At 70.6% G+C, this 19,676-nt stretch carries 17 protein-coding genes; 6 read left to right on the top strand and 11 right to left on the bottom strand.

Annotation, left to right across the window (positions count from 1 at the left end):
• Nucleotides 1–212: 212 nt before the first annotated feature.
• The 5 genes from TFC3_RS31330 to TFC3_RS31350 all read right to left on the bottom strand — a co-directional run bounded on the left by TFC3_RS31330 (nt 213) and on the right by TFC3_RS31350 (nt 4,739).
• Complete coding sequence (locus TFC3_RS31330) at nt 213–1,394, bottom strand: MarP family serine protease (RefSeq protein WP_153040551.1); 1,182 nt, start codon at nt 1,392–1,394, stop codon at nt 213–215.
• A 22-nt stretch (nt 1,395–1,416) separates the two neighbouring features.
• The gene (locus TFC3_RS31335; RefSeq protein WP_067509192.1) at nt 1,417–2,121 is read right to left on the bottom strand and encodes a CoA pyrophosphatase; all 705 of its coding nucleotides are present in this window, start codon (nt 2,119–2,121) and stop codon (nt 1,417–1,419) included.
• A complete protein-coding gene (locus TFC3_RS31340; RefSeq protein ID WP_067509194.1) occupies nt 2,118–2,672 on the bottom strand; it encodes a TlpA disulfide reductase family protein in 555 nt (184 codons plus the stop codon). The genes TFC3_RS31335 and TFC3_RS31340 overlap by 4 nt, the downstream gene beginning before the upstream one ends.
• Nucleotides 2,669–3,424 (bottom strand): endonuclease III, encoded by a 756-nt coding sequence (nth, locus tag TFC3_RS31345; RefSeq protein WP_067509908.1) that lies wholly within the window; start codon nt 3,422–3,424, stop codon nt 2,669–2,671. The genes TFC3_RS31340 and nth overlap by 4 nt, the downstream gene beginning before the upstream one ends.
• A 121-nt stretch (nt 3,425–3,545) precedes the next feature.
• Nucleotides 3,546–4,739, bottom strand: a complete 1,194-nt coding sequence (locus TFC3_RS31350) for a CapA family protein (RefSeq protein ID WP_067509196.1) — start codon at nt 4,737–4,739, stop codon at nt 3,546–3,548.
• Between the two features lie 202 nt (nt 4,740–4,941).
• Here TFC3_RS31350 and TFC3_RS31355 point away from each other — a divergent pair, with 202 nt between their 5' ends.
• The 3 genes from TFC3_RS31355 (at nt 4,942) to TFC3_RS31365 (ending at nt 9,383) form a co-directional block, all read left to right on the top strand.
• Nucleotides 4,942–5,619 (top strand): Crp/Fnr family transcriptional regulator, encoded by a 678-nt coding sequence (locus TFC3_RS31355; RefSeq protein WP_067509198.1) that lies wholly within the window; start codon nt 4,942–4,944, stop codon nt 5,617–5,619.
• A gap of 264 nt (nt 5,620–5,883) precedes the next feature.
• On the top strand, nt 5,884–7,329 hold the full coding sequence (locus tag TFC3_RS31360) for a carboxyl transferase domain-containing protein (protein ID WP_067509200.1): 1,446 nt from the start codon (nt 5,884–5,886) through the stop codon (nt 7,327–7,329).
• Nucleotides 7,330–7,373: 44 nt separating this feature from the next.
• The gene (locus TFC3_RS31365; protein WP_067509203.1) at nt 7,374–9,383 is read left to right on the top strand and encodes a biotin carboxylase N-terminal domain-containing protein; all 2,010 of its coding nucleotides are present in this window, start codon (nt 7,374–7,376) and stop codon (nt 9,381–9,383) included.
• Here the strand turns inward: TFC3_RS31365 and TFC3_RS31370 are convergent.
• From TFC3_RS31370 to TFC3_RS37525, 5 genes are all read right to left on the bottom strand, one after another.
• Nucleotides 9,326–10,810, bottom strand: coding sequence for a serine/threonine-protein kinase (locus tag TFC3_RS31370; protein ID WP_236718560.1), 1,485 nt, complete (start codon nt 10,808–10,810; stop codon nt 9,326–9,328). The genes TFC3_RS31365 and TFC3_RS31370 overlap by 58 nt on opposite strands.
• Nucleotides 10,811–10,889: 79 nt before the next feature.
• A complete protein-coding gene (locus TFC3_RS31375) occupies nt 10,890–14,525 on the bottom strand; it encodes an adenylate/guanylate cyclase domain-containing protein (protein ID WP_067509207.1) in 3,636 nt (1,211 codons plus the stop codon).
• Nucleotides 14,522–15,238 (bottom strand): MBL fold metallo-hydrolase, encoded by a 717-nt coding sequence (locus TFC3_RS31380; protein WP_082772693.1) that lies wholly within the window; start codon nt 15,236–15,238, stop codon nt 14,522–14,524. The genes TFC3_RS31375 and TFC3_RS31380 overlap by 4 nt, the downstream gene beginning before the upstream one ends.
• 190 nt (nt 15,239–15,428) lie before the next feature.
• Complete coding sequence (locus tag TFC3_RS31385) at nt 15,429–15,920, bottom strand: RidA family protein (RefSeq protein ID WP_067509209.1); 492 nt, start codon at nt 15,918–15,920, stop codon at nt 15,429–15,431.
• The gene (locus TFC3_RS37525) at nt 15,917–16,072 is read right to left on the bottom strand and encodes a DUF4177 domain-containing protein (protein WP_153040552.1); all 156 of its coding nucleotides are present in this window, start codon (nt 16,070–16,072) and stop codon (nt 15,917–15,919) included. Before TFC3_RS37525 ends, TFC3_RS31385 begins: the two co-directional genes overlap by 4 nt.
• A 75-nt stretch (nt 16,073–16,147) precedes the next feature.
• Between TFC3_RS37525 and TFC3_RS31390 the strand changes: the two genes are divergently transcribed.
• From TFC3_RS31390 to TFC3_RS31400, 3 genes are read left to right on the top strand one after another with little or no spacing between them, the layout of a single operon-like run.
• Entirely contained in the window at nt 16,148–17,002 is an 855-nt protein-coding gene (locus tag TFC3_RS31390; RefSeq protein ID WP_067509211.1) for a hypothetical protein, read from the top strand.
• A 22-nt stretch (nt 17,003–17,024) separates the two neighbouring features.
• The gene (locus tag TFC3_RS31395) at nt 17,025–17,984 is read left to right on the top strand and encodes an ArsA-related P-loop ATPase (protein ID WP_067509912.1); all 960 of its coding nucleotides are present in this window, start codon (nt 17,025–17,027) and stop codon (nt 17,982–17,984) included.
• Nucleotides 17,985–18,035: 51 nt separating this feature from the next.
• Nucleotides 18,036–19,172, top strand: a complete 1,137-nt coding sequence (locus TFC3_RS31400) for an ArsA family ATPase (RefSeq protein WP_067509213.1) — start codon at nt 18,036–18,038, stop codon at nt 19,170–19,172.
• Here TFC3_RS31400 and TFC3_RS31405 read toward each other — a convergent pair whose 3' ends face one another.
• Nucleotides 19,173–19,475, bottom strand: a complete 303-nt coding sequence (locus TFC3_RS31405) for a WhiB family transcriptional regulator (protein ID WP_041832981.1) — start codon at nt 19,473–19,475, stop codon at nt 19,173–19,175.
• Nucleotides 19,476–19,676 lie beyond the last annotated feature (201 nt).

Below are 19,676 nucleotides of genomic sequence, written 5' to 3' on the forward strand. Positions count from 1 at the left end.
ACCCCCGCCACAACTGGTGGATGGCCGCCGGCCTCTTCCTGCTTTCAGCCCTGGTAGCAGTGCTGACAATCCGCCGCTTCGCCCGCCTGATCTGAGCTGGCCGAGCTCGCCCTACCCACGCCAGCAGCCTGCAGCCCGCCAGGCCCAAGCCGCCAGGCCCCGCCGGGCCCGGCCCGAAGCTCAGGTCCGAGGCTCAAGGCCAGCGATCCGCCTCAGTTGGCGCAATCCCCCGTCTTGACTCCCCGAGTCCGCTCCAACCCAAGCCTCGCCGTACCAGCGGCCTCCGCCGCCGTAAGCGCGAACCCGATATTCCGATCATCAGCAGCCGCCGCGAAGATGACCCCCAGCACGTCCCCGTTCTGCGCGATCAGCGGTCCGCCCGAGTTCCCGCTCTGCACCAGCGCTCGAATCGTGTAGATCTCGCGGGTTACGTTTCCTGAGTCGTAGATGTCCGGGCCGGTGATGTTGCCGACGTCGCTGACCCGGGCGCCTTGGGCGTTGTACGGACCGTCGAGCGGGAAGCCGAGCACGATGGCGTTGGCGCTGACCCCGGCCGGCTTGTTGACGAACGACATCACCGGCGCCTTGAGGCCGGGCACGTAGATGACCGCCAGGTCGCGTTCCGGGTCGTACACCACCACTTTGCCGTCGAGGCGGTCGTTTTGCGTTTCCACCTGCACGTTGCGGGTGCCGGCGACCACGTGGGCGTTGGTCATGATGCGCTCGTCGGCGTAGACGAAACCGGAGCCCTCGATGCGGCGTGAGCAGCTCGGCGCGGTGCCCAGCACCTTGATCACCGACTTGCGGGAGTTGACCACGACCTGCGACTTGGCCAGGGCCGGGTCGGGGGGTGCCACCTCGCGCACGTTGGTACGGGTGAGGCTGCCGAACACGTCGGGGAAGCCGTTGGTGTTCAGCGATTCGCGCAGGCTCGACGACAGCGCCTGGGCTTGGGCCGGCATGACCGAGTCGATGCCGTTGAGCACCGCGCTGCTGCGGACCTGGCGGTTGATGTCGGGGAACGGGGTGGAGCCGAGCGGGACCGCGATCAGCCAGGCGACCAGCAGCACGGCGATGACCGACACCACCGCGCCCCCGGCGTCGTCCAAGCGCTGCAGCGGGCGGCTGTCGATGGCCCGGCGGACCTTGGTGCCGAGCCAACCCGCGAGGGTCTGCCCCAGCACCGCCAGCGCGAAGATCACTACCAGCGCGACGACCAGCCGGGTGGTGCTGCTGGCAAACTTGTTGGCGATCAGCGGACCGACTTGCAGACCGATGAGCAGGCCGCTGAAGAAGCCTGCGAACGACAGCGCGCCGATGACGAACCCCTGGCGGTATCCGCTGATCGCGAAGACCACCATGAGCACGATCAGGATTGCATCGACCACAAGCACCCGCTCAGGGTAGAAGTAACTGTCACGACACCACCTCATCGGTAGCGGTAGGTGCCGCTGTAGCGCCCAGGGAAGCCGAACGAGCCGGCGCGGCGGGTGCCGGGTCTGGCAGATCCATGATCCGGCCCGGATGCCAGGGCCGGCTCCATCCGGCCATGTCGAGCAGGGTGGCGATGATTCCGGCGGTGAAACCCCAGACCAGCATGCCCTTTACCTGGAACGCCGGGCCGACCCAGCCGCTGGGGTGGCGCAGCCGCAAGCGGTTGGCCGGGTCAACCAGCTCGGCCACGCTCAGCCGAGCCACGTGGGCGACCTCGGCTGGCTGCATGGGGTGCACCGGGTGCGGCGCGTGCCACCAGGCGAGCACCGGGGTCACCACGAAGCGGCTGATCGGGATGTAAAGCTCGGGCAGGGTGGCGAGCACGGTGGCGCTGGCCGGGTCCAGTCCGACCTCTTCCTGTGCCTCGCGCAGCGCGGTGGCCGTCGGGTCGCGATCCTCCGGGTCGGCCGCCCCGCCCGGAAAGGCGGGCTGACCGGCGTGGTTACGCATCGTGGCGGCCCGCTGCAGCACAAGCAGGTCCGGCTCTCCGGGCGCGGATTCCCCCACCAGTACGAGCACAGCACTAGCCCGCCCCCCGCTAGCCGGCGGCGGGATCGCAGTGAAGTCCTCCGTGCGGGCGGACGAGACCCGGGTCAGCAGCGGCTCCCACCACTCCGGCGGGTTCATCCGGTCACCGTTACGCCGGTGTGTGTACGTACCAAAGAACCCAGGGTTGGCTTGTCGAGCCCTGTGCCGGTGTAGAGGTATCGCTTGCCGTCCGCGTCCAGGAACACCGTGGTGGGGACCGAAGTCGACCCGAGTCCGAACAGCACCTTCTGCTCGGGGTCGTAGAGCGTTGGCATCGAGATCTTGTGGTCCGTGGCGAAGGAGGCACCGGCGTCCTCGGAGTCCCGGGTGTTGACCCCCAGCACGCGCAGCTTGCCCGCGGTCGCGTCGGCGAGTTCCTGCATGACGGGCAGTTCGGCGCGGCACGGCGCGCACCAGGAGCCCCACAGGTTGATCACGGCCGGGCCGCGCAGCGCGGTGAGCTTGACGCCGGCGCCGCCGGTGAAGCAGGGCAACGTGACGTCGGGCAGATCAGCGGGCGCCGTGCCGCCGGTCAGCGTGGCGCAGTCGGCGAACGGCGAGGGGATGTGCGGCTCGGGCGCGCCCTGCTCGGAGGTGCATGCCGCCAGCAGCAGGGCCAGCGGCGGCACCAGCCAGCGGCGGAGTTTCACGGTGCCTCCGGGGCAGCCACCGCGGCGGCAGGCACCAGCTCGGGGTCGAGCCCCACCTGCACCGCCAGCTCGCGGGCGCGCGGGCCTTTGAGCAGTTTGGCCGCCGGCGCCGCCTCGATCGGGCCGGTCCCGTACGACGGGCACAGGCTCGCCAGCGCACACGCCCCGCACGCCGGCTTACGGGCGTGGCACACCCGCCGGCCGTGGAAGATGATCCGGTGCGAGAACATGGTCCAGTCGCGCTTCTCGATCAGCTCGGCGACCTGGAACTCGATCTTCACCGGGTCCTCTTCCTGGACCCAGCCGAAGCGGTTGACCAGGCGGCGGAAGTGGGTGTCGACAGTGATGCCCGGCACATCGAAGGCGTTGCCGAGGATCACGTTCGCGGTCTTGCGTCCGATGCCGGGCAGCGCGACCAGCTCGTCGAGCGTGTCCGGCAGCACCCCGTCGTGCTTTTCCTCGAGCGCCTGACCGAGCTTGATCAGCGAGTCGGTCTTGGCCCGGAAGAAGCCGGTGGGCCGCAGGATCTCTTCCATCTCCGCACGGTCGGCCGCGGCGTAGTCGGCCGCGCTCAGATACTTGCGGAAGACGGCCGGGGTGACCTCGTTCACCTTTTTGTCGGTGCACTGCGCGGACAGGATCGTGGCCACGGCGAGCTGCAGCGGCGTCTCGAAGTCGAGCTCGCAGTGCGCGTCGGGGTGGGTCTCGGCCAGCAGCCGGGCCACCTTGCGGGCCCGCCGCTTACGCCCGATGGGCGTCTCCCCGGCGAAGCGTTTGGCCGACCGGACAAGAACTGCCGCACCGGTGGATGCGGCGACGAGGGGACGACTCACGCGGGTAAGAGTACGTCGCCGCGACGCCGGGGATCGTTGCTCAGGCGGGCGGCGCGATGGATCCGTCCGTACCGATGGCTGCTGCCGTATCCCCGAAGTCCGCTGCCGAAAGCTCTCGCACCCGGGCCAGCCCCTGCTCGTTCTGGTCGTCACGCAGCGGCTTGCCGACCGAGTTGAGCTGGGTGGACAGGAACCTGCCACCGACGAAGGAGCCGTCCTTGGTGATGGTGACGTGCAGGATGCCGCCGTAACCGAGCACGCCGGTGCGGCTGAGCGTCTTGCCTCCGCCGGCGAAGTTGCCGAGGCTGTAGGCGATCAGCTTGCCCTTGTAGAACTCCATGCCCCGCAGCACGTGCGGACCGTGCCCGACCACCACGTCCGCGCCGGCGTCGATGACCGCGCGGGTGAACTTCTTCGGATCCCCCCGGTTCTCTCCGAAGAACAGCTCGCTGCCTGCCTTGACGTGACCCTTGCCGGAGCCCTCGGCGCCCATGTGCACCTGCACGACCACCAGATCGGCCCGCCCCTTGGCCGCACCGATGATGGCCTTCGCGGCGTCAAGATCATTCAAATTATTGGCTCCCGCGTACGGAGAAAAGCCCACCACCGCGACCTTGACGCCCTTGACCTCGGCGATCGCGATCTCCCCGGCGGCCCCGGTGTGCTTGAGCCCGGCCCCTTCCAGCGCCTTCACCGTGTTGGCGTAGCCCTGCGGCCCGAAGTCGTTGGAGTGGTTGTTGGCGGTGTTGAGCAGCTCGAACCCCGCCTGCTTGAGGTGCTCGGCGTAGGCCGGGGGCGAGCGGAACGCGAAGCAGTTGGCCCGTGGCGGGGAGCCGCACTTCGAGGTGCCGGTGTCAGTGGTGATCGGCTGTTCCAGGTTGCCCATCACCAGGTCGGATTTGAGCCCCTCGCGGACCGAGTCGAAGAAACCCTGGCCATCATTGGCCGGCAGCTTGTCCGGCGCGCTGCCCATGATGATGTCGCCAGTCGCGGAAAATGTGATCGTGTCACCACTCTCCGTATCCTGTTTCGGCGCCGAACTGCCCGCTGGCTCAGCTGTTCGTGCCCCGGCGGAAGGAGCCGCATTCCAGACCGGCGCGGGGGTGTCGTCGTCGCGGTTGGCGAGCGCCATGCCACCGAGACCGGCGCCGGCGAGCGCGGCCACAATGATGGTTGTTGTCAGGATTGGCCGTCCGAACAGGCCCGGACGACGCTGCGGGGGGTGGGCATTCATCGACGGGGACGATACCGTCGGGCTTCAAGCTGCAACGACCGTCGAACGGCTGCATTCCCCTCACCGAGAGCGATGCTTTTCGCCCCCCGACCGGCGATGCGGTTACGCTGCGACATCCGGATCGAGGGGTGCCCGCCCGTTTACGGCCCGCGTACGCCTAGACTGATGTTGCGCGGAGATGCGCGTAGTCGGAGGTACAGCGATGGATGAGGTACTGGCTCGCAGCGGGATCTTCCAGGGCGTTGACCCGGAGGCTGCCGAGGCGCTCGCCAAGGAGATGGAGACGATCGAGTTCCGCAAGGGCGACATCGTTTTCAATGAGGGCGAGGCGGGCGACAGCCTTTACATCGTTCTCTCCGGCAAGATCAAGCTCGGGCGCCGGGCCGCAGACGGCCGGCAGAACCTGGTCTCGATCATGGGCCCGTCGGACATGCTCGGCGAGCTGGCCCTGTTCGACCCGGGACCGCGCACGGCCACCGCGACCGCGGTGACCGACACGCGGCTGGCCCGACTGAAGAAGTCGTCGCTGCGCCCGTGGCTCAACAACCGCCCGGAGATCGCCGAGCAGCTCCTGCGGGTGCTGGCCCGGCGGCTGCGCCGCACCAACGACGCACTGGCCGACCTGATCTTCACCGACGTCCCGGGCCGGGTCGCCAAGAACCTGCTGCAGATGGCGGGCCGCTTCGGCACCCGCGACGGCGGCGTGCTGCGGGTGACGCATGACCTCACCCAGGAGGAGCTGGCCCAGCTCGTCGGCGCCTCGCGCGAGACCGTCAACAAGGCGCTCGCCGACTTCGCGTCGCGTGCCTGGCTGCGCCTCGACGGCAAGAGCGTGATCATCCTGGATCCCGAGCGTCTGGCTCGCCGCGCACGCGTCTGAACGCCGGCGTATTGCCTGAATCACATCCGGAAGGGCCGCCCAGCAGGGCGGCCCTTTTGGCGTGCGCTCACCGCGGGCAGGCTCGCGGGAAAACGCATTCTAAACCGGATAAAAGCCCCTGATCAGGCGACAAAGCGACACCGGCAAGATCCGTGTCGCACCCGGCAAGCCGCTCGTTGTGGAGGTGGTCGAGAGGCACTACGACGGGCGAGAGGGCGCGGCTTTGAATGAGGTGGCGGGCGTGCAGCGCAGCGGGGTGACGACGTGACCGTGCTGGACACCGCTATCGACCCCCGTACGCCCGCGTACCTGGCAAACCGCAGCTCGATGCTGGAACGGCTCGCGGAGCTGGAGGGGGCCCTGGAAGCGGCTCGCGCGGGCGGCGGCGAGAAGTGGGTGACCCGGCACCACGCCCGCGGCAAGCTGCTGCCCCGCGAGCGGGTCGAGATGCTGCTGGATCAGGACAGCCCGTTTCTGGAGCTGTCCCCGGTCGCGGCCTGGGGCTCGGAGTTCCCGGTCGGCGCGAGCGTGGTGACCGGCATCGGCGTGATCGAGGGCGTCGAGTGCGTGGTGGTGGCGAACGATCCCACCGTCGACGGGGGCGCGGTGAACCCGTACACGGTGGAGAAGATCCGCCGGGCCGCCCGCATTGCCGCGGTCAACCGCCTGCCGCTGATCAACCTCGTGGAGTCCACCGGCGCCGCGGCACCGGCCGGACCCCCGCCGGGCGGCGCGATAGCCCGAGACCTGAGCCAGCTCACCGCTGACCGGGTGCCGACCGTCTGCGTGGTGTTCGGCGCGACCACCGGCGACGCCGCCTACCTGCCGGCGCTCTCGGACTACACGATCATGGTGCGCGGGCATGCCAAGGTGCTGACCATCCACCCGCAGCCGGTCCGCGGCTCGTCGGCGAACGGCCGGCCCGCTCCCGAGGTACGCAGCACGCCGACCGTCTCCGCCGGTGTGACCGGCCCGGCCGACCAGCTGGCCGAGGATGAGCGCGACGGTCTGCGCCTGGCCCGGCAGTGCGTACGCCGGTTCAACTGGCGCAAACGCGGACCGATTCCCCGCGCGTTCCCGCCGCAGCCGCCCAAGTACGACGCCGAGGACCTGCTCACCATGGCCGGCACCGGCCCGGGTTCGCTGTTCGAGCCGCGCGAGGTGCTCGCCCGGATCCTGGACGGCAGCGACTTCGACGAGTTCAAGCCGACCCAGGGCACCGCGCTGGTGACCGGCTGGGGCGAGCTGCACGGCTACCCCATCGGCGTGCTGGCCAACCTGGGCGGCGGCTTCTCCCCGGCCGAGACCCAGAAGGCCGTGCACTTCATCCAGCTCGCCAACGCCACCTCCACCACCCTGCTGTTCGTGCAGTACACCGGCGCCCCCACCGCCGAGCAACACGAGGCCGCCGACGTCCGCCACGGCGCGCCGCTGGTGCACGCGGTGGCCACGTCCACGGTGCCGCACCTGACCCTGATGATCGGCGCGACCCCGGCCGACGAGGCGGGCGGCATCTACGGGCGGGCGTACGAGCCGCGTTTCCTGTTCAGCTGGCCGGCCGAGCGCGCGGCCGACGCGCCCCTCGGCAAGCTGCCGGACGACGGCGTCATCGACCCGCGCGACACCCGTACGGTGCTCGGCCTGTGCCTGTCCGCAGTGCACAGCGCCGCCGTGGAAGGCGCCGAGCACGTCGGTGTCTTCCGGCCATAACAGCCGTGACTGCTGACAAGGATCGGGAAAGGTAGAGCAGAGCAGTGATCCGACGTCTTCTGGTGGCCGACCGTGGGGAGATCGCCCGCCGGGTCTTTGCCACGTGCCGCCTGGTCGGCATCGAGACGGTCGCCGTCTACTCCGATGCCGATGCCGATGCTCCCCACGTCACGGAGGCGGACTACGCGGTCCGGCTCGGCGGCGGCTCCGCACCCGCGAACACCTATCTGCGCGGAGACCTGATCATCGCCGCGGCCAAGCGGGCCGGGGCGAACGCCATCCACCCGGGAAACGGGCCGCTGTCGGAGGACCCCGGGTTCGCCGCCGAAGTCACCGATGCGGCCATGATCTGGGTCGGGGCGCCGGCCAAGACCCTCGGCACGCTGCACAGCAAGATCGAGACCAAGGCGATCGTGGCCGAGGCGGGCGTACCGGTGCTGCCCACCGCCACCGACCCGGATCAGGTCACCATCTTCCCGGTGCTGATCAAGCCGTCCGGAGGTGCCGGTGGCGCGGGCATGCGCGTGGTCCGCGATCCGGTGACGCTGGCCGAGGCGGTGGCCTCCACCCGGCAGGAGACCGGCGACGACGTCTTCTGCGAGCCGTACCTGGAGAACGTGCGGCACATCGAGGTGCCGATCATCGCGGACACGCACGGCGCGGTGGTGCCGTTCGGCGAGCGCGAGTGCTCGGTGCAGCGTCGCTATCAGAAGATCATCGAGGAGACCCCGTCGCCGGCGGTCGACCCGGCGCTGCGCGAGCAATTGTGCCGGGCAGCGATCCTGGCGGTCCGCGCTGTCGGTTATGTGGGCGTGGGCTCGGTCGAGTTCCTGCTCGACGACGCCGGGGATTTCTGGTTCGTCGAACTCACCCCCAGCCTTCAGGTCGAGCATGCGGTGACCGAGTGCGTTTCGGGCTATGACCTGGTACGGCTTCAGCTCCTCGTTTCCGAAGGCGGCACGCTGCCGATGCCCGGCCCGCCGCCCATCCGCGGGCACGCCATCGAGGTCCGGATCTGCGCCGAGGACCCCGCGTACGCCTGGCTGCCCGCCACCGGCACGCTGCACCGGTTCAAGGTGCCCGACGTGGCCGGCTCGTTCCGGCCGTTGCCCCAGCCCGGCCTGCGCCTGGACGCCGGCGTGGTGGACGGCTCGGTGGTCGGCGCCCAGCACGACCCGATGCTGGCCAAGCTGGTGGCGTGGGCCCCGACCCGGCAGGAAGCGGCTCGCATGCTCGCGTCCGCGCTGACCCGCACCGAGCTGCACGGCGTGGTCGCGAACCGGGATCTGCTGGTCCGCGTGCTGCGTCACGGTGCCTTCCGGGCAGGCGATGTGGACACCGGGTTCCTGGATCGGCACCCTGAGGTCTTCGCCCCGCTGCTGTCCTCGGTCGACGCGGTGCGCATCTCCTGCCTGGCCGCCGCGCTGGCCGGGGCGGCCGCACGCCGGACGAGTGCCCCGGTGCTGCGCTCGTTGCCGTCCGGCTGGCGCAACGTCCCGTCCGGCTCGCAGACCGCCGTGTACGACGGCCCGGCCGGCCCGGTCGAGGTCGGCTACCGGATGAACCGTCACGGTGAGCTAGCCGGTTGGTGGGTGCGCGCGGTGGACCCCGAGGAGCTGGACCTGGCCGGGCTCGGTCAGGCACCGACGCTCGACGACCACCCACCCACCACGGTGGTGCAAGCTGACGGTTCCCGGGTGGACCTTGACGTCAACGGCATCCGGCTCACGCTCAAAGTGCACCGGGTCGGCGAGGTGTCGTACGTGGACAGTCCCGAGGGCTCGGTGACTTTGCGGGAACTGTCGCGTTTCCCGTTGCCCGCACCCGAGGCAACCGAGGGTTCGCTGATCGCACCGCTGCCGGGCGCGGTCCGGCGGGTCCTGGTGGTGCCGGGGCAGCGCGTGCGCGCCGGTGAGCTGCTGCTCACCCTGGAAGCGATGAAGCTCGAGCACCCGGTGCACGCCCCCTCGGCCGGCGTGGTCGCCTCGCTGCCGGTTCAGCCCGGTGCCGAGGTCGACACCGGCGAGCTGCTGGCGATCCTCGATCCCGAGTAGGAGCCCAGCGCCGGGCCGTGCAGCTGATCGGTGCCCTGCCCGGCCAGGCAGCGGAACGTGCGGGTGCCCGAGGCCGGGGGTAGCACCGACAACGCCCACTCGGTGCTGTCGGTGCGCGCGGTGGTCCGCCGGAAAACCGACCGGCTGCAGATCTTGAGCACCCGGGGGTCGGTCGTGACGGCGTCGCGATCCTTGGGGTCCACCCCGGACGACAGCGAGCCCTGCGCGAACGATTCCCAGCTGTGCTGCGAGTTGCAGGCCACCTTGTGGGCCACCGCGCCGGTCTCGGCCCGCGGCGTGAAGCACTCCACCTCCCCGATGCAGTAGGACCGTACGGCCGAGCAGCCCGGCAACGTCGTCAGCACCACCGGCAGGTGGGAGGCCGCTGTCACCGGGGGCTCGACCGGGGCCAGGGCGGCACCGCCGAGCGAAGCCCCAGCCAGCAGCAGCGCACCGAAGCCGCCAAGGAACCACTTGCGCCGGCCGCGCTTGGGGTTCCCGGTGTGCACGGTGGGCGTCTCGTCCGACTTGTCGCGCGTCGGGGTCACCGGCGGCACCGGTCGCGGCTGAGGCGACGGCTGGTACGGCCGCGGCGCCGGTGGCACGAACGTCGACGAGCGGTAGACATTTGGCGAACTCCCGGCCGGCGGGTCGAGCTTCACCCCGGCCAGCAGGTCGTGCAGCTGCTCGGCGGTGGGCCGGGCCTGCGGTTCGTTGGCCATGCCGTAGCGCAGCACCTCGGTGAGCGGGCGCGGCACGCCAGGCAGGTCCGGGATCGGCTGGTGGAACAGATCCATCAGCGTTATCAGGCTGGGGCTGCGATCGCCGTCCCAGCGCGGCGGGCGCCCGGCCATCACCGCATACAGGGTGGCGCAGAGCGCGTAGACGTCGACCGCGCCGGAGGGGTTGGCGTGCGAGAACATCTCCGGCGGCGCGTACGCCGGGGTCAGCACCTCCAGCGTCACCGACGAGTCGCGCATCTCGCCGAGCACGGCCAGCCCGAAGTCGGCCAGCACCGCCGGGTTGAAGTGCGAGTACAGGATGTTCGCGGGCTTGACGTCGCGGTGCAGCACCCCGTTGGCGTGCGAGTGCACCAGCGCGTCGGCGATCTTCAGGCCCAGGTCGCGCGCCTCGACCGCGCCGAGCGGCGAGATCCGCATCCGGTCGAGGTAGGAGCCGTCGCAGAGTTCCATGATCAGGTACGGATGCTGGTCGACAGTCACGCCGACGTCGAACAGGTCAACGACGTGCGGGTGCGACGACATCCGCCCGGCAGCCTTGGCCTCGCGCAGGAAGCGGGCTTGGTCGCGGGGACTTTCCAGGGTCCGGTTCTCGACCTTGATGGCCACGTCGCGGCCGACCGAGTCCTGGGTGGCGCGGTAGACGGTCGCATAGCCGCCACGCGCCATGACGGACAATCCGGACATGCCTGGCACGTAGGGTACGGGCAGGCGGCTCGGCGGGGTATCCGTCACGGATTAGAAAATACGCGACCGGGAGCCGAGATCATCCCGGCACGTCAGACGCGTACGCGACAGATTCCGGCGGTTCCATGATGGAGAGTGTGAGCGCATCCCGGACCTCCTCGGCAGCGAGCCGCTCACTTGACTGCTCGGTGGAGTACGCGAGCAGCACAGCTTCCTCGGCTGCGACCCGGGCGGACTCCATGTCATCGGCTGCGGCTTTGACCCGGGCCTCGACGAGCGCGGCGACAACTCCGCTGCGCACATCCTCGGCCTTGACCTCGCGGGCGCGCTGAATCCAGGTGGCAGCGGTCTCCACCCGGCCGTCGGCGAGCAGCGCAGATGCGTACGACGCCAACGCCTGCCGCCGGGAGAACAACAGCGACGCCCCGGTGTCGCTGGCGATCGGCGCGAGCAGGCCCACCGCCGTGCTCGCATCGCCGGCTCGCAGCCGCGCCTCGGCCAGCAGCACCCGCGGCCCCACCTGCGCGGGCGCCAGCGGGTTGTGCGGCTCCACGGCCGTCATCACCCTGCGGGCATCACACTCCGCGGCTTCCACGTTGCCCAGTTGCAGCGCCACAAAGCCGCGCAGCGTGCCCGCCATCCCGAGCAGCAGCGGGTGACCGGTGCGGTCGGCATACTGCAGTGCGTCGGTGAGCAGGTCGTGCGCGTGATCGAACTGACCCAGGCTGCGCGCGATGCCACCCCGCACAACCATCGCCAGCCCGCGTCCCCAGTCGTCGGCAACCGCGTCGAAGTCCCGGAACGCCTGACGCGCCTCGCGATCGGCGTCGGCCAGGTCCCCCAGCTCGGCCGACGCGTACGCCTCGACCGCGCGCAGCGTGCCGACCGCCCAGCCCTCGCCGACCCGGTCACCGAAGGGCAGGAAGATCCGGGCCAGCCGGCGCGATTCGTGCAGCCGACCGGCCAGCAGCCGGGCGAACGCCGTGGTGCCGCGCAGCCAGGACCGTCCGACCGGGTCACCGAGTTCGGCGAAGAGCCGGGCGGCGCGGCCGAGCACTGCGTCCGTACCCGTGAAATCGCCTCTTGTCGTTGTCACCCAGGCCAGATTCTGCAGCGCCCAGGCCTGCCCGTGCCGGTCTCCGGCCGAGAGCGTCACCTGGTACGCCGCGGCGAACCGGCTGCTCGCCTGGCTCAGCTTGCCCGCCAGGAAGTCGGCCATGCCCAGCCGGCGCATCGCGTTGGCCCGCTCCGGCGCCAGCTCGGCCTCGGTGGCCACCTCCAGCGCCTCCTGCCAGGCGGCCACGGCCCGGCTCTGATCGCCCAGCGCCTCCTGAGCCCGCCCGACCACCAGCAGCGCCTCGGCCCGGCACACCGGCTCCTCGGTGGCGGTGGTGGCGATCTTCTCGCCGTGTTGGAGCGCCTCGTCCGCCCGGCCCAGCCGCAGCAGGGCACGCGCGTGCACGAGCCGGTCGGACAGCGGCAGCCCGTCCTCGGCGATGATGGCAGCCCGTTCGGCATAGGCGATCGAGGCCGCGGGTTCGATGTTGGCCAGCGCCCGCCGGGCCATCCGCCCGAGCGCCGCCACGCCGAGCGGCGCCACATCCCGGGCGCTGGCATCGGGCCGCAGGCGCACCGCGTTGGCCAGCTCCACCGCACACTCGGCATGGCTGGCCACGAACGCGTCGCGCTCGTTGTCGCCCAGGCTCAGCCGCGACGCCGCGTCATAACCGAGGGCGGTGATCGTCTCGGGAGCGGCCCAGCGCACCAGGAAGGCGTGCCGCTCGGCAAGGTCGGCCTTGCCGATGCCCGCGTAGGCCGCCTCGCGCATCAGCGGGGTGCTGAACGCGTAGCCGCCGCGAACCCGGTGCAGCATGCGGCGTTGCAGCAACTCGTCGACCGCGCGTTCCAGCTCGACCGCGGCCACCGCACCCGGCAGCGCCATCGCTCGCCGTTCGCGCAGCGCCTCGATCACGCCGGTGGGCACGGTGTCGCCTACCACCGCGGCATCGCGCAGCACCGAGCGCGGCTCGTTCGGCAGCGCGTCGATGCGGGCAGCAAGCACGGCGGCGAGGTCGCGCGAGAGCAGTTGGCTGCCCATCGACCCGGCGGCGAGCTGCCACCGGCCGGCCGCGTTCGCCCCGACGGCGGGCATCAGCGCGCCCCGCTCCATCAGCAGCGTCACCAGTTCGGCCAGGTAGAACGGGTTGCCCTGGGCGGTCGCGAGCAGGCGATCGGCATCCTGCTGCGGGAGTTTTCCGCCATTGAGGTACGACGTCAGCAGCCGCGAAGCATCGACCCCCCGCAACGGCGGCAGGGAGTGGATCTCGGCATCGGCGAGCCGCGTCAACGCCCCGGCCGTGCGCACCAGCTCGGGCCGGCCGAGCAGCAACAGCACCACCGGGCCTTCGAGGCGTGACAGCACGCCACCGAGCGCGTCGATCGTCTCAGCGCTCGCGTCGTGCAGGTCGTCGACGATCATTACCAGCGGCGCTTCCTTGGCGAGCGCGCTGAGCAGCCCCGCCACGGCCGCCGGGATGGTCTCCGTCTCGGGCACTCCGCCGGCCGGTTGCCACTCCGCCACCGCGTTCGGGCCCACCGGCTTGGCCGGCGCCTCCCCGTAGCCGAGCAGGGCCAGCAGCCGGTCGATGTCGACCTCGGGCTGCTCGCCGTCGCGGGCCAGCCGGGCGACCACCTTGCGCAGCCGCTCCTCGACCACCGAGCGGTTCATCGTGCTGGCCACGTCCTTGGGCAGGCCGGCCGACTTGCGCACCAGGTCGGCCAGCGGCGCGAACCGGCGGCGCTCGCCGAACGCGCGGCAGCGGGCCCGCAGCACCCGGGCACCGGTGTGCGTAGCGAACCGGCCGGCGCCCACGTCGTACCCGGCGGCGAGGCGTTTGACCTCACCGGCGAACCGCGTCTTGCCGATGCCGGCCTCCGCGGTCATCACCAGGACCCGCGGCGTGCCGGTGTCGATGACCTCGGCGAGGCGCCCGGCTACCCGGCCGAGCTCGGTTTCGCGGCCCACGAAAGGGGCCTCGTCGCCGAGGCCCGATCGGGTGCCGGGGGCGTCGTGCAGCCCCAGAAGCTCGTACGCCGGAACCGGCTCCCGCTTGCCCTTGAGCCGCAGGGCCCGCAACTGCCGCCAGGAGGCGATGTGCCGGGTGCCCGAGGACGTGCGGGTGCCCGCGTAGACGGCACCCACAGCGGCGGCATCGGCGAGGCGGGCGGCGGTGTTCACGGTGTCGCCGATGACCGTGTACTCGATCGAGGCCTGGATGCCCGCGACCACCTCGCCGGTGTTCAACCCGACCCGCAGGCCCAGCGGCGCGCCGCCACCCCGCTCGTCGTCGAGCACCCGGCGGACGGCCCGTTGCATGCTCAGCGCGGCTCGTACGGCCCGCTCGGCGTCGTCCTCGTGAGCCACGGGAGCGCCGAAAACCGCCATGATCCCGTCGCCGGTGAGCTTGTCGACGTGCCCGCCGAAGGTCTTGACCGCGCCGGCGAGGGCGGCGAGAACCCGGTCGGTGACCGCGCCGACCCGCTCGGGGTCGAGGTCCTCGGACCAGGAGGTGAAGTCCGACAGGTCGCCGAAGAGCACTGTGACGATGCGTCGCTCCGCCGCCGGCAGGGTGGCCGCTGCGAGAAGCGCGGCACCACAGTTGTGGCAGAAACGGGCACCGGGCACGGCTACGGTCCCGCAGACTGGACAGGTCACAGCGGGTCCAACTGTTCCGGGGGCCGCTGTGATTCCCGTCGCAGGTGTTCGAGTTGCGCCTGGGCGGACCACTCCGCCGCGAATCGGACACTCGGGTCCACATCCGGGTAGACCGCGGCAACGATGGCTTCGGGCGTGCCGGCCCCGGCCGCCATCGCGGCGCGCACCTGCTCCAGCCGCGAACGGCGATGAGCCAGATAGGTGCGGGCCATGGCGGCGCAGTCGGCCTGGGCGGGTCCATGGCCGGGAAGCATGAGGACTTCGTACGAACTCAGCAGCGCCAGGCTGGACAGGTAGGCACTGAGATCGCCGTCAGGCCAGGCCACCACCGTCGTACCGCGCCCCAGGATCGTGTCTCCGGTGAACACCGCGCCTGCATGCCCGTCATTGACGAAAAAACTCACCGAATCCGCAGTGTGACCGGGCGTGGCCAGCACTTCGAGATCCAGCCCGGCGATCCGGGTGCGCTGCGGCAGCGGGTCCCCGTGCTTGGGGTCGGCGGCCAGGATGGGCACGCCGCCCAGCATCCGGGACAGCGTCTCGGCGCCCTCCACGTGATCGTGGTGGCCGTGCGTGATGAGGATGGCGGTGAACGGCCGGTGCTCGGCGATCGAGGCCAGATGCCCGGCGTCATCGGGCCCGGGGTCGATGACGACGGCCTCGCGCGCGTGCGGCGCGCGCAGCACCCACGTGTTGGTGCCATCCAGCGTCATCGGGCCGGCGTTCGGTGCGCGCAGCAGCGTGACCCATTCCGGCAACCGCTCGACCTGCTGCGACGACAAGATGCCACCCCCCAGCGCATGGTACGTCGCCGAACGCCCCGCAGCCGAGCACGGATTGTGCGACCCGGTCACCCACGGTCACGTTCGGCAACGAAACCCACATCACGCCGGGGCGGGGGCCTCAGCCCACCTCGGCGATGACCTCAACCTCGACGGGCGCGCCGAGCGGAAGCTCCGCCACGCCCACCGCGCTGCGAGCGTGCCGGCCCTGCTCGCCGAGCACGTCGCCGAACAGCTGCGAGGCACCGTTGATGACAGCGGGCTGACCGGTGAAACCGCTCGCCGAAGCCACAAAACCGGTCACCTTGACGATCTTCACGACCCGGCCGAGGCCGACCAGCGCGTCGATAGCGGCGAGGGCGTTGAGCGCGCAGATCCGGGCCAACTCGGCACCCTGCTCCGGGGTGACGTCCGCGCCGACCTTGCCGGCGGCCGGCAACTTTCCGTCAACCAGGGGGAGCTGGCCGGACACGTACACGTAGTTGCCCGTCTGCACCGCCGGCACATACGCGGCCAGCGGCGGCACCACCGAGGGCAGCGTCAGCCCCAGCTCGGCCAGCTTCGCGTAGATCTCCGCGCCACCGTCACCGCTGACCGGCACGGGAGTCGTCATGATTTAGCCCGCTTCAGGTAGGCAACCAGCTGGTCCGGGTTGGGACCCGGCACAACTTGCACGAGCTCCCAGCCGTCCTCGCCCCAGTTGTCGAGAATCTGCTTGGTCGCGTGCACCAGCAACGGCACGGTCACGTACTCCCACTTCTGCATTGCGCCAGCCTAGTCAGGCAGCAGGAATATGCTGGCCACGGGGAGGTGCGGCCGCCGGAGGCGATCAGGAGCACGATGACGCAACCGCAGACGGCGGCCGACGAGCATCCCACCGTCGAGTTTCGCCCGCTCCCCCCGTTCGAGGCGCTCCTCACGCCCGGCCCGGTGCCCTACCCCGGTGAGCCCGAACCGCTCGCCTATGCCTACGAGGCCGACCAGACTGAGCAATTCGAGACGGTCGAGGGCGAGGTCGTCTGGCATCAGCCGCCGCCGAGCGAGCCGTTCCACGCCAAGCACGAGCGGGACGGGGAGTGGCACACCCACCCGCCGGACCACCTGGCCTTCGAACACTCCCCGCCGGCCGAGGTGCAGCCGGGCGTGCAGCACGACGAGCCCCCCGAGGCCATCCCCCTGAGCATGCTGCCGCACCCGTGGGAGGTGCCGTTCGACCCGCACGCCACCGAGTCGGTGCTGCTCGACCAGCCGCCGCGCCGTCCCGGCCGGTGGATCGCGCTCGCCGCAGTGCTGACCGTGCTGCTGCTCGGAGGCGGCGCGGCCACGGCCTTCCTGCTGCTGCACGATGCGGACAGCGGTCGCGGCTCACCCGATCCGGCCACCGCCGTGGACCGGTTCATGACGGCCATCTACACCGAGCAGAACGCCGGCGCCGCCTCCGGCCAGGTCTGCCATGAGGCCCGCGACGAGAACAAGCTGCAGGAGCGGGTGGAGCAGATCAAGGGGTACGCCACGGAGTACCCGGCGCCGTTGTTCCGCTGGAGCGACCCGGCAATCTCCGCCAGCACCGGCAAGCAAGCCACCGTGGATGTGCAGCTCACCATGACAACCGACGACGAGAAGAGCGCCCAGCAGCAACTCACGTTCACGGTGATCCGCAAGACAGGCTGGCTCGTCTGCGACATCAAAGGGTGAGCTGTGGCCGTACCTTTGCATGATGGGTCGTAATGAGTGGCCGGCACGCCTGCATGTGGTGACGGGTAAGGGCGGCACCGGGAAGACAACCGTCGCGGCCGCCCTGGCGCTCGGGCTGGCCGCGGGGGGCCATCGCACCCTGCTGGTGGAGGTCGAGGGGCGCCAGGGCATCGCGCAGTTGTTCGGCACCGAGCCGCTGCCCTACAAGGAACTGCGCATCGCCACGCCACCCAAGGCGGATGGCGAGGTGCGCGCGCTCGCCGTGGACCCCGAGGAAGCGCTGCTCGAATACCTCGACATGTTCTACAAGCTCGGGGCGGCGGGCCGGGCGCTGCGCAAGATCGGCGCCATCGACTTCGCCACCACCATTGCCCCGGGCCTGCGCGACGTCCTGCTCACCGGCAAGGTCAAGGAAGCGACCACCCGATCCGACAACGGGCGCCGGGCGTACGACGCCGTGGTGCTCGACGCCCCGCCGACCGGCCGGATCGGGCGTTTTCTGAACGTCACAGCGGAGACCGCCCGGCTGGCCAAGATGGGCCCGATCAAGAACCAGAGCGACGGGGTTGCCTCGCTGCTGCGCTCGCCGATCACCTCGGTGCACGTGGTCACCCTGCTCGAGGAGATGCCGGTGCAGGAGAGCCTCGACGCGATCGAGGAGCTCACCGCGCTGAACATCCCGATCGGCCGGATCATCGTCAACGGGGCCCGTCCGCCGCTGCTCTCCGGGGCCCGGGTCACCAAGACCGAGCTCAAGCGGGGGCTCGCCGCGGCCGGCCTGCCCAGCGACCCGGCCACCGTGACCGGGCTGCAGGCCGAGGCCAAGGCCCACCTGACCCGGCGCGAGCTGGAGGAGTCGCTGCGCACCGATCTGACCGAGGCCGGCTACCCCATGGTCGAGCTGCCGCTGCTGGACGCCGGCGTCGACCGCGACGGGCTCAATCACCTGGCCGAGCTACTTCTGGGCGATTTGAAGCTGTGAGCCGCAGCGCTTGATCCGGCGTGCGGAGCACCGAGTGCGTACGCTCGAAGTGTGGCTGATCAGACCGCTCCGCGCCTGGACGTCGACGCTCTGCTGGCCGACCCGGCCACCCGCATCGTGGTCTGCTGCGGCGCGGGCGGCGTGGGCAAGACGACCACCGCGGCCGCCCTCGGCCTGCGTGCGGCGGAGGTGCACGGCCGGCGCACGGTGGTGCTGACCATCGACCCGGCCCGGCGGCTCGCGCAGTCCATGGGCCTCAACGAGCTGGACAACACGCCGCGCCAGGTCAAGGGCATCGACACCGTCGCCACCGGTGGCGAGCTGCACGCCATGATGCTGGACATGAAGCGCACGTTCGACGAGGTCGTGCAGACCCACACCTCGCCGCAGCGGGCGACCGAGATCTTTGCGAACCCGTTCTACCAGGCCATGAGTTCCACGTTCTCCGGCACGCAGGAATACATGGCCATGGAGAAGCTGGGCCAGCTGCGCTCGCGCGACGAGTGGGATCTGATCGTGGTGGACACGCCGCCCTCGCGCTCGGCGCTTGACTTCCTCGACGCCCCGGCCCGGCTGTCGCGCTTCCTCGACGGCAAGATGCTGCGCCTGCTGATGGCCCCGGCGCGCGGCGGCCGCAGCATGTTCAGCCTGGTCACGGCGTCGTTCGGGGTGTTCTCCCGGGCGGTGCAGAAGATCCTCGGGGCGCAGCTGCTGACCGACCTGTCGGGCTTCGTAGCCGCGCTGGACTCGATGTTCGGCGGGTTCCGCCAGCGCGCCGACGAGACCTACCGCATCCTGCAGGACCCGCAGACCGCGTTCCTGCTGGTCGCCGCGCCTGAACGGGACGCGGTGCGCGAGGCCGCCTACTTCGCCGAGCGGCTGGTGGCTGAGCGGATGCCGCTGGCCGGGCTGGTGCTCAACCGCACCCACGACGTCGCCTTCGACTCGATCCCGCTGGCTGACACCGAGGCCGCGCTGGCTTCCCTCGACCCGCAGGATCAGCAGGTCACGGCGGAGGCGCTGCGCATCCACGCCGGGCTGCTGCGCCAGATCGAGCGCGAGGTCCGGGTGGCCGCCCGGTTCACCGACGCGTTCCCGCAGGTGCCCGCGGTGGCCGTGACAGCGCAGCCCGCCGACGTCCACGACGTCGACGGGCTGCGAAATATCGGAGCTGCTCTCACCGCGTGATCAGCGAGTGGAAACCAGCACCTTGTCAGCGCCCTTTTCGCGCAGCGCGGCTTCGAACATCTTCCGCCAGCTCGCCACGTGCGGGTGCCGGCGCAACAATGCGCGGCGCTCCCGCTCGGTCATGCCTCCCCAGACGCCGAATTCAATCCGGTTGTCCAGCGCATCGGCGAGGCATTCGTAGCGGACCGGGCAGCTGCGGCAGATCCTCTTAGCCACGTTCTGCTCGGCGCCCTGCACGAAAAGCGCATCAGGGTCGCCACTCTGACACGCCGCCATGCTGGGCCAGTCGCTGATCATTCCCATCGGTACACGTCCCCCCTTGCATTCACCCCCTGACGTCTGGCGGTCCTGCGCCAATGCACTATGGAAATCCGGTGGCAAGGCGGATGTGTCCTCAGGACCAACAGGCGTCACTGCGATAGCTCGCCGGACCATCATGCTCCGTAGTCGGGCGATTACGCAACGTTGTCCCTCAAATACGTATACCTCGGGAGTTCCGGGCAT

Origin of the sequence: Actinoplanes sp. TFC3, assembly GCF_001553785.1 — a bacterium.
Classification (GTDB): Bacteria; Actinomycetota; Actinomycetes; order Mycobacteriales; family Micromonosporaceae; genus Actinoplanes.